The 9,467-nt window shown below is 44.8% G+C and carries 10 protein-coding genes; 5 read left to right on the top strand and 5 right to left on the bottom strand.

The annotated features are described in order from the left end of the window. The first annotated feature begins 86 nt into the window (after nt 1–86). Nucleotides 87–1,616 carry an IS5 family transposase gene (locus QUA54_RS33090; RefSeq protein ID WP_333419123.1) on the top strand — a complete coding sequence of 510 codons (1,530 nt, stop codon included), beginning with the start codon at nt 87–89 and terminating at the stop codon, nt 1,614–1,616. On the opposite strand, the gene QUA54_RS33085 is transcribed toward QUA54_RS33090, so the two are convergent. Then, a complete protein-coding gene (locus QUA54_RS33085) occupies nt 1,617–2,324 on the bottom strand; it encodes a hypothetical protein (RefSeq protein ID WP_333419121.1) in 708 nt (235 codons plus the stop codon). Between the two features lie 444 nt (nt 2,325–2,768). Between QUA54_RS33085 and clpB the strand changes: the two genes are divergently transcribed. Then, a complete protein-coding gene (clpB, locus tag QUA54_RS33080) occupies nt 2,769–5,384 on the top strand; it encodes an ATP-dependent chaperone ClpB (protein ID WP_333419119.1) in 2,616 nt (871 codons plus the stop codon). Nucleotides 5,385–5,493: 109 nt separating this feature from the next. Here the strand turns inward: clpB and QUA54_RS33075 are convergent, their stop codons facing one another. Together QUA54_RS33075 and QUA54_RS33070 are read right to left on the bottom strand one after the other, a co-directional pair. Then, on the bottom strand, nt 5,494–5,670 hold the full coding sequence (locus QUA54_RS33075) for a ribbon-helix-helix domain-containing protein (protein ID WP_096829277.1): 177 nt from the start codon (nt 5,668–5,670) through the stop codon (nt 5,494–5,496). A 53-nt stretch (nt 5,671–5,723) separates the two neighbouring features. Next, nucleotides 5,724–5,900 (bottom strand): ribbon-helix-helix domain-containing protein, encoded by a 177-nt coding sequence (locus QUA54_RS33070; protein WP_333029546.1) that lies wholly within the window; start codon nt 5,898–5,900, stop codon nt 5,724–5,726. 205 nt (nt 5,901–6,105) lie between these two features. Here QUA54_RS33070 and QUA54_RS33065 point away from each other — a divergent pair, with 205 nt between their 5' ends. After that, entirely contained in the window at nt 6,106–6,339 is a 234-nt protein-coding gene (locus QUA54_RS33065) for a hypothetical protein (RefSeq protein WP_333419117.1), read from the top strand. A 163-nt stretch (nt 6,340–6,502) separates the two neighbouring features. Here the strand turns inward: QUA54_RS33065 and QUA54_RS33060 are convergent, their stop codons facing one another. Next, a complete protein-coding gene (locus tag QUA54_RS33060; protein ID WP_333419116.1) occupies nt 6,503–7,165 on the bottom strand; it encodes a hypothetical protein in 663 nt (220 codons plus the stop codon). Here QUA54_RS33060 and QUA54_RS33055 point away from each other — a divergent pair. Further along, the gene (locus tag QUA54_RS33055; protein WP_333305929.1) at nt 7,164–7,352 is read left to right on the top strand and encodes a hypothetical protein; all 189 of its coding nucleotides are present in this window, start codon (nt 7,164–7,166) and stop codon (nt 7,350–7,352) included. The two genes, QUA54_RS33060 and QUA54_RS33055, sit on opposite strands and share 2 nt — an antisense overlap. 44 nt (nt 7,353–7,396) lie before the next feature. On the opposite strand, the gene QUA54_RS33050 is transcribed toward QUA54_RS33055, so the two are convergent. Continuing rightward, nucleotides 7,397–8,422 carry a YihY/virulence factor BrkB family protein gene (locus QUA54_RS33050; protein WP_333419114.1) on the bottom strand — a complete coding sequence of 342 codons (1,026 nt, stop codon included), beginning with the start codon at nt 8,420–8,422 and terminating at the stop codon, nt 7,397–7,399. Nucleotides 8,423–8,572: 150 nt separating this feature from the next. On the opposite strand from QUA54_RS33050, the gene QUA54_RS33045 reads away from it, so the two are divergent. Continuing rightward, nucleotides 8,573–9,208, top strand: coding sequence for a hypothetical protein (locus QUA54_RS33045; protein ID WP_333419112.1), 636 nt, complete (start codon nt 8,573–8,575; stop codon nt 9,206–9,208). Nucleotides 9,209–9,467 lie beyond the last annotated feature (259 nt).

Here is a 9,467-nt window from a genome sequence, read left to right as displayed (position 1 = left end):
AAACTCTCATGCTGCGTTCTTAGGGGAGGGGAGAGGGGCGACCCTCGAACCTCACCCGACAAACCCGTGCATCACCATCTAGGAACGTGTACCGAAAAGCTGAGCTTGCTTATAGTCCCCCATTCGAGTTTGAACTGCCCTTCGGGGGAAAGTTGTCAGCAGACAACCGTTGGGTAAAAATGGCCGAACTTATCCCGTGGCATGAATTTGAAGCAGAATATGCTAAAAATTTCCCCACAGAAAAAGGCGCACCAGCCAAATCTTTTCGGATGGCGTTGGGGGCATTAATCATCAAAGAAAAACTGGGAATTAGCGATAGAGAAACAGTAGAACAAATCCGCGAAAACCCATACTTACAATACTTTATCGGTCAATCAAACTACAGTAATGAACTGCCATTTGACCCATCACTATTAGTTCACTTCCGCCAACGGATCGATGCCAACCTAATTAATAAAGTAAACGAGCGCCTGGTCAAGAAAATCCGAGAAACTACCGCAAGCCCATCCGAAAAAAAAAAGGATTCGGACGCAACAAATGAGCCACTCAATCGAGGAAAATTGATTGTAGATGCCACCTGCGCCCCCGCAGACATCAGCTATCCGACCGACATAGGACTATTAAATCAAGCCCGAGTGCATACCGAAAAAATTATAGACATCCTCTATCAATCCCTCAAAGACCAAATTTCCCAAAAACCCAGAACCTACCGCAACAAAGCAAGAATTGATTACTTATTCATAGCCAAACAAAAACGGCCTTCTCGTAACAAAAGAATCCAAGCAATTAAAAAACAACTGCAATATATCAAAAGAAACTTAGGTCATATTGAACAGCTAATAGACTCAGGTGCCTCCCTGACAAGTTTGACCAAAAAGCAATATAAAACCTTGCTAGTAGCCACAGAAGTCTATCGGCAACAGCTCTGGTTATTTAAAAACAATAAACAAAGCATATCGGACAGAATAGTAAGCTTAAGCCAACCGTACATCCGTCCTATAGTCAGAGGAAAAGCAGGAAAAAATGTAGAGTTTGGAGCCAAACTTTCAGCCAGTTGCTTTGAGGGGTATGTATTTTTAGATCGAATAAGTTGGGATAGTTTTAATGAATCAGGGGACTTAAAATCACAAGTAGAAGCTTATTATAGATTCACAGGATACTATCCAGAATCAGTTCATGCCGATCGCATTTATCGAACAAGAGAAAATCGAGCGTGGTGTCAAGAGAGAGGAATTAGAATTAGTGGACCTCCTTTAGGAAGACCGCCAGCAGTTGTCAGTAAATCAAAAAAGAAGCAAGCTAAAGAAGACGAAAGAATTCGTCAGGCGATTGAAGGAAAATTTGGACAGGGTAAACGAAGATTTAGCTTGAATCGAGTGATGGCAAAACTTAGTAATACTTCCTCTACAGCCATTGCAATTACTTTTTTAGTAATGAACCTTTCTACCTGGTTACGGCGGGTTTTTTTGTGTATTTTTATGTCGAGCGGGCTAAACAACACCTGTTTTGAGATTGAGGATAAATTTCAATTATATTTGAAGCAAATTAACACAGAGAAACTTATCTTAAATAGAGCTAGAGGATATCGAGCGCACCTGTTCTTTGCGGGCGATTGATTATTCAGCAAGCCCTAAGTAGTCTTTCACAATACCCTCAAATTGGGGTACTAAAACGTATATAGAACAAATGTAATCCTTTTCAAGGTGAGCGTTAATAGCTCTTTCTATATACTGAAGTCTGTGTTGAAAAAAGTTAGTTTCTTGCCAAAAAGCGATTCTTTTCTGCCAAAAATCATCACTGTAGGCTTGATTAACAACTTCCAAGAAAGAACTATCGTCTATGGTTTGGTGTTCGTGGATGTATAGCGCAGCGTGTCTACAGCAGCCTGGTGCCGGAACCCAGTTACTGCTTATTAAAGTCTGAAGCTTCTCCTTTGGCTTGACTACATCTATAAATTCCTGGTTTTCTGCATACTCCAGAATTGGATAATTGAGAGTTGCTTTCTTTAGTTCTTCAATTTCTTCCTGCGACAGACCTAGCTGATTTGCTCTACAGTCAAATAATATCAAATAATCTAACAAAAATGTTTGGCACAAAAAGTATGCGGCGGGTTGCTCATCATATATGGGTGGATCAATAAAACACTCTTCGGGATGAATTTTATCGAGAGTGACTGGTTCGCCTGCTTGCACAGCCTGTTTCACTCTGACTTTTAAGATTAAATTTATTTCGTTGTTTATCTCAAAAATAGGCTGAATACTGCCATCTGGTAATTGCTTTTGTATAGCTCTAAACGCTCTGAGTTCAAGTGGTAGTTCTTCCACCTTCACTGACCCGTTGTCAACTCTGCCCTCAACTTCAGGTACAACAAAGAGCCTAAGAATATCAGAGATTGATCTGTAGAAGAGCAAATTGTTGTCCATTGTAGGTTAGGTTGCCCAGGCGAATTTTGGGATTAGAGTTATAAAATAAGAATATTATACATACTACATTGTAGCACGCAGCAGAGGGAATCGTTTATCCTTGCCCGAAAGCCGTATAACAAGTCGCTGTTTTTGAAGATAACCCGTACCGACGACTTATTTGCAGGCAAAACAGCCGTTGTCTTTTCGCTAGTCGTATTAGTAATCAGGACGGAAATACCTATCTACAGAGAGGGGAACACCGATCCGATCGCCTTCCGCAACTCCCTACAATGACAATTGTACGAGGAATCAAGCAATTGCCTCTACAGCAGCCATCATTTTTAATGCAGGGAATTAAAATTTATGCAACCAAATAATCCAAACCAATTTACTGAAAAAGCCTGGGAAGCCCTCGCCCGCACTCCCGAACTCGTCAAAGCAGCTCAGCAGCAGCAGCTAGAAAGCGAACACTTGATGAAAGCTTTGCTGGAACAAGAATCGGGACTGGCTAGCAGCTTGTTAAACAAAGCTGGAGTTTCTGTAGCAAAATTGCGCGATCGCACTGATGAGTTTATCAGCCGTCAGCCCAGAATCACTGGAAGCGGCGGCAACGTTTATCTAGGTCGTTCTCTCGACACTTTGCTCGATCGCGCCGATACTTACCGAAAAGAGTACGGCGATGAATTTATTTCGATCGAGCATTTGATACTAGGTTACGTTAAGGACGATCGTTTCGGCAGAAATCTACTACAAGAATTTAAACTAGATGAAGCCAAGCTCAAAGATATTATTGCCCAAGTCCGGGGGAACAACAAAGTGACCGATCAAAATCCAGAAGGGAAATACGAAGCGCTGGAAAAATACGGCCGAGACTTGACTGAAGCCGCGCGTCAAGGCAAACTCGATCCAGTAATCGGACGGGATGACGAAATCCGCCGCACCATTCAAATTTTGAGCCGCCGCACCAAAAATAACCCGGTATTGATTGGGGAACCGGGAGTCGGCAAAACTGCGATCGCCGAAGGACTCGCCCAGCGAATTATCACCGGAGATGTGCCGCAATCTCTCAAAGACCGACAATTAATTAGCTTAGATATGGGCGCATTAATTGCAGGTGCAAAATTCCGGGGAGAATTTGAAGAACGCTTGAAAGCGGTACTCAAAGAAGTTACCGACAGCAACGGCAAAGTCATCTTATTTATCGATGAAATTCACACCGTTGTCGGTGCTGGCGCAACTCAAGGCTCGATGGATGCCGGCAACTTACTTAAACCGATGTTAGCGAGGGGAGAATTGCGCTGTATCGGCGCTACAACTCTCGACGAATACCGCAAGTACCTCGAAAAAGATGCGGCACTAGAACGCCGTTTTCAACAAGTTTATGTTGACCAACCGACAGTTGAAGATACTGTCTCGATTTTGCGGGGCTTGAAAGAACGGTATGAAGTTCACCACGGCGTTAAAATTTCTGACAGCGCCCTAGTGGCGGCGGCTACTTTATCTACTCGATATATTAGCGATCGCTTCCTTCCAGACAAAGCCATTGACTTAGTGGACGAAGCAGCCGCTAAACTCAAAATGGAGATTACCTCCAAGCCGGAAGAACTAGACGAAATCGACCGCAGGATTTTGCAGCTAGAAATGGAAAGACTGTCCCTGCAAAAAGAAAGTAACGTTGCTTCGATGGAACGCTTGGAAAGACTGGAAAAAGACTTAGCCAACCTCAAGGAACACCAAAACGGTTTGAATGCCCAGTGGCAATCTGAAAAAGGTGTCATCGGCAGCATTCAAAAGATTAAAGAACAGATTGATAAGGTGAATATTGAAATTCAGCAAGCTGAATTAAAATATGACCTGAACCGCGCTGCTGAGTTGAAATATAGCAAGTTAACCGAATTGCAAAAACAACTGCAACAAGCTGAATCTCAACTGTCAGCAACTCAAACCACAGGTAAAAGTTTGCTGCGGGAAGAAGTCACTGAAGGTGACATTGCCGAGATTATTTCCAAGTGGACGGGAATTCCGATCAGCAAGTTAGTTGAATCGGAAATGCAGAAACTTCTGCACTTGGAAGATGAATTGCACAAGCGGGTAATCGGACAGGATGAAGCGGTGACGGCGGTTGCAGATGCAATTCAACGATCGCGCGCAGGTTTAGCCGATCCCAATCGTCCGGTTGCGAGTTTTATCTTCCTCGGCCCCACCGGTGTTGGTAAAACTGAGTTGGCGAAAGCATTAGCGGCTTATCTGTTCGACACGGAAGAAGCGATCGTGCGAATTGATATGTCGGAATACATGGAAAAACACGCGGTTTCGCGGTTAATTGGTGCGCCTCCGGGATACGTCGGCTACGATGAAGGCGGACAATTAACTGAGGCTGTGCGCCGCCGTCCTTACTCCGTGATTCTATTCGATGAAATCGAGAAAGCGCACCCGGATGTCTTCAACATCATGCTGCAAATTTTGGATGACGGCCGCGTTACCGATGCTCAAGGTCACACAGTAGACTTTAAGAATTCTGTGATTATTATGACATCGAATGTCGGCTCTCAATACATCTTAGATGTGGCGGGAGATAACGAACTAATGCGCAGTCGGGTGATGGAAGCGATGCGGGGAACTTTCCGCCCGGAATTCTTGAACCGGATTGATGAGATGATTATCTTCCACGGTTTGAGCAAGCGCGAATTGCGGCAGATTGTGCTGTTGCAAGTCAAGCGCTTGGAAAAACGGTTAGCTGAACGCAAGATGTCTCTGAAGCTGTCGGAATCTGCGATCGATTTCTTAGCAGAAATTGGTTACGATCCGGTTTACGGTGCGCGGCCTCTGAAGCGGGGAATTCAACGCGAGTTGGAAACGCAAATGGCGAAGGGTATTTTGCGGGGAGATTTTGCCGATGGCGATACCATTTTTGTGGATATCGAGAATGAAAGGTTGGCGTTTAAGCGGCTGCCGGCACAGTTGGTGACTGCGAAATAATTTGGGTAGGGTGGGCTGCGGCCCACCTTATTTTTTTGAGGGGCTATGGTTCTTTTTTTTACCGCAGATGTAGGCGGATGGACGCGGATGGGATTGGGGGCGATCGTTCTTAAGGGCGATCGCTTTCTGATTTATCTTTTTTCTGCTCTTGGCGTTCTCGAACAGATTTCGTCAGCAGGTACGTTGCCAAACTGCTAACGGATCTGCTGTCTTCTTCTGCCCATTCTTCGAGAGCTTTTTGAATCTCTTCTGGCAAGTATGCGGTAACTCGTCCCCGTGAAGCCATTCGTTGTACTGCAAAACATTTCAACAAACTCCATCTTACGCCGTGGTCATCGCTTAAGGGCGATCGCTTTCTGATTCTTCCTTTTTCTGCTCTTGGCGCTCTCTGACTGCTTTAGCTGCCACATGGGATAGCAGGTTTGCAAGGGTTCTATCTTCTTCTTCGGCCCATTCGGACAAGGCTTGATGAACGTCTTCTGGGAGGGTAACTGTGACTCGCATTCGTGAAGGCATGGGCTGGCATGGTTTTACTTCAATTGTCTTCAATTTTACACTCCAACACCATTTGATATATTTTTGTGTCATTTGATGTTAATGGCATCAAATTATGCTATTAGTGTATATAAGGCTCAGGCCTTAAAACGTCAGAAGCCAGCCCCTCACTGTCCAAGGTTCCGGGCTGGCTCTGGCTCCAAAAATATCAATGGAGACGAGTTCTATGTTGACATACAAAGACCGCTTGTGTTGTTGGGCGATCGCCCGTCTGTTACCCACTCAGCAATGGATTATTGTTGCCCGCTTCCGCAGTCGTTCTGATGCAGACGGGCATTTTCAGTTTTTGCGACAAACTATACCTCACGTTAAGTTTGAGGTTGTGTTCGATCCCAGTGGGGACACTCACCGTTTATCCGCGACCTGCCGCCCTTCCAATCCCGTCACCAGCGCGTTATAAATGGTAATTTTTGAGGCGGTTTCAGTTAACTAAACATTGGCGATCGCACTTTTTTTGATAAGTGCGATCGTCCTTCCTTTCTTGACTTCCCCTCTGCTGGGACGATAGTTTCTGTACAAGCGATTTCAATTGCCGAGTTATCTGTTGGGCTGTCTTTACTAACTTACTTCCGCACCATCACAGAGCGAATCACAGCATTCGGCTGATATTTATTAGTCTGATAAAATCCCCCTTGACCGGCCCCGTAAACTCCCGCAAATTGTTTCCCTTTAGCCTGGGGAACAAACATAATGTTTCTAGTGGGTTGCTTGGCAAATACAACCCCTTCTCTCGATTCATTATCCACGTTATAAGATAAAGTAGCTTTGCCGTAAATAGCCTCGGCTTGTTTCAGAGTCATTCCCGGCCCGACGCCCTGAACTGTTTTATAATTAGAATTCTCAGTCATCAAAAGTTCAATGACATCCGTATCTTTTAGCTTTGTACCAGCAGGATAAATAATCCGATATTGCACTTTTCGCGACTGGCTGACAGCCACAGCATCAAAGTCTACCATAAAAGGAGACTCTACCTTAAACTGCGCCGTGGAACCCAGAGCCTTTTTCAATTGTCCGAAAGTCATCCCCACTTTCGCGGCTCCAATTGTGCGATCGGAAATTGTTAAACTCGCAGCAGGCGTTTTTTGAGCAGCCTTTGCCGCTTCTCCCAAGACATTTGCACCCCCAAGCGCAATAGCGGAACCCGGAACCGAAATTAAAGTGAGGTAACTGCCGATCGCCAATAAAACAGCTATCATTGATCCAGACAAAACTTTAACATTCAACATGGCTAATTCTCCTAGATTTCAAATGCGACTATCTACCCGCATCTTTTTGACTATCCTGGGCTTCACCCTCCTAGTTTGGATTCTCAGAGGCGTTGGCATCTTGACATTCATTCCCGGTGCTGTTATCTGGATACTGATTTTGTTGTCTTTTGTTGCGGGTATCCTCAGCACTTTACTCCGTCGTTAAGCCAGCATCCGGCAAATAACAATTAACAATTAACAATTAATAAATTATTTTAATTGGGATTGTTTCATTGCCTTTCCCACTGTCACATTCAACTGAGCGCCGATCAGCATCACTAAAGAAGAAATATCGAGCCACAGCAGCAACACAATAAAAGTTCCGATCGTGCCGTAAGTCCAACTGAAATTGCCCCAATGCCAAACATAAAGCCGAAATAAAGCTGAAAACAGCGCCCACAAAATAGCAGCAAAAACAGCTCCCGACAAAATAGGAATATCTGGTTGACGGCGGCTCGGCCCGTAGCGGTAAACAAAGGCAAAAGCCAGTGATACAATTCCCAAAGAAATCGGCCACCGCCACAGCCGCCAAACACTTAAAAGTTGCGACTCCAAAGGGCAATTGCCGGCGAGCAGCAAGCAATTTTGAACATCTTTTAAATCGCAAGTGGCGACGGACTCCAGCAGGCAACTCTGGCGGGCAATAGCTTGTACAATTAAGTCGCTGACAAATACTACTCCCGATGCCAGAATTAATAGTATAATTGTGCCGATACTCAGCGCCAGAGAAATAAGTTTTGCTTTCCAAAATGGTCGAGTTCGATCCCTCGGAATTTGATGGATGCGATCGAGTGCAGCCATCGCCGCGCTCATTACTCCAGAAAATACCCAAACCGACGCAAAAAAGCTCACCGAAAACAGCCCTTTACTGCGAGTTAACAAAATTTCTTTGATTAAGCCGCCAATCAAATTCCGAACGTTATCGGGTATAACTTCGCCCAAAAGACGGGCGATTTGATAAAGTGTTGACTGCAAAGGTTCAAACAGAGCGATCGCAGATAAGATAGCCAACAGCCCCGGAAACAGCGCCAGCATAGAATTGTAGGCCATTTCCGCAGACAGCCCCGGCAAGCGCTGTTCTCCTGCCTTCGCGCCGACTTCCTTGAGCGTGCCCCAAGTCAAACACCGACAAAACAGCCAAAAACCACCAAATTTTTTTTTGAGAGCTCGAAGCAGCCTCAAAAATACCTGAAACAAAGCTAAAATCAGGTAGCGCAACCAGTAAAAAATGTTCATAGCGCACAGGAGACGGGGAACTAGAAAAGGGAAAATGAATGCAGGACGATCGCGCAACTGGAAATAAGCAGCGTTACTTAATTAAGCCATTACCAATGCGCCATTGTTAATCTAAAATCTAAAATCTAAAATCTAAAATCTAAAATCAATATGGCTCAGGATGTCAGACAGTGGTTAGATGAAATTAAGCGGCTGCAACAGCAGTTAACAGAAGTTTCGCGCGATCGAGATGAGGCCGGTGAAAGTGCGGCTCAGTGGCGTCAACTCTACAATACCGAAGCCGAACAGCGGCGGAATGATGCCAAATTAACTCAGCAAAGCATCGCTTCTCTGGAAGCACAAATAGAGCAATTACAAAATTTTTCGCCCCTTGTATCCGAAGGCGACGATGCTGGAGTTGCCCGACAGCAGGAAGTCGAACAACTGCAAACAGTAGGCGAACTTAAAGCTAAGTTAGCAGAAGTTCTCGAAGAGCGCGATCGGGCGATCGAACAAGTTAAGCAACTGACTCAAGCCCTGAAACAAGAAGAAGCCCGCCACGCCGAAACTACCAAAAATTTAACTAGCGCTCTCGGAGATGCCGTTGACTTGCTCACGAAAGCCCAAAATCCTGCCCCTGCAAAAACCGAGACAGTCTATTCTTTGGAGATAGTACCTACTCGCACTGCAAATCCTGGCGAAACTGCTCTGGAAATACGCCAAACTTCAGCCCAAACAGGTAAAAATCCCGCGCAGCTTCCACCTTCTAAAAATCAGTTACTCGATTTACCGCCATTTGGGAATTAGGAGCTAAAAATTCAGGAATTGTCGGCAGGGCGAATCGCCTTAGCAGGTGCGATTTAGTCAGCGATTCCTTGTTTTTGTTTTTCCTGCAATTAAGCAGCCTTAATTCATCGGCTTCTTTATTATTCCCCATCTAGAGATGGTTTACTAATCGATGTAACTGTACTATACGCCAACCTATAATCCAATACGGTTTACTTAAGGTCTAACAAGTGATAAACTATATGATATACAAAAAGTAAATCAAGTATAGTGCCGTACA

It is taken from the genome of Microcoleus sp. MOSTC5, assembly GCF_036701825.1.
GTDB classification, from domain to species: domain Bacteria; phylum Cyanobacteriota; class Cyanobacteriia; order Cyanobacteriales; family Microcoleaceae; genus Microcoleus; species Microcoleus asticus.
This window is presented reverse-complemented; position numbering and strand designations above follow the sequence as displayed.

Coding starts and splice junctions, on each gene's coding strand:
- QUA54_RS33070 (WP_333029546.1), bottom strand. CDS start 5,900: ATGCCTTCACGAATGCGAGTCACAGTTACCCTCCCAGAAGACGTTCAT.
- QUA54_RS33075 (WP_096829277.1), bottom strand. CDS start 5,670: ATGGCTTCACGGGGACGAGTTACCGCATACTTGCCAGAAGAGATTCAA.
- clpB (WP_333419119.1), top strand. CDS start 2,769: ATGCAACCAAATAATCCAAACCAATTTACTGAAAAAGCCTGGGAAGCC.
- QUA54_RS33055 (WP_333305929.1), top strand. CDS start 7,164: ATGGCTAATTCTCCTAGATTTCAAATGCGACTATCTACCCGCATCTTT.
- QUA54_RS33065 (WP_333419117.1), top strand. CDS start 6,106: ATGTTGACATACAAAGACCGCTTGTGTTGTTGGGCGATCGCCCGTCTG.
- QUA54_RS33050 (WP_333419114.1), bottom strand. CDS start 8,422: ATGAACATTTTTTACTGGTTGCGCTACCTGATTTTAGCTTTGTTTCAG.
- QUA54_RS33045 (WP_333419112.1), top strand. CDS start 8,573: ATGGCTCAGGATGTCAGACAGTGGTTAGATGAAATTAAGCGGCTGCAA.
- QUA54_RS33060 (WP_333419116.1), bottom strand. CDS start 7,165: ATGTTGAATGTTAAAGTTTTGTCTGGATCAATGATAGCTGTTTTATTG.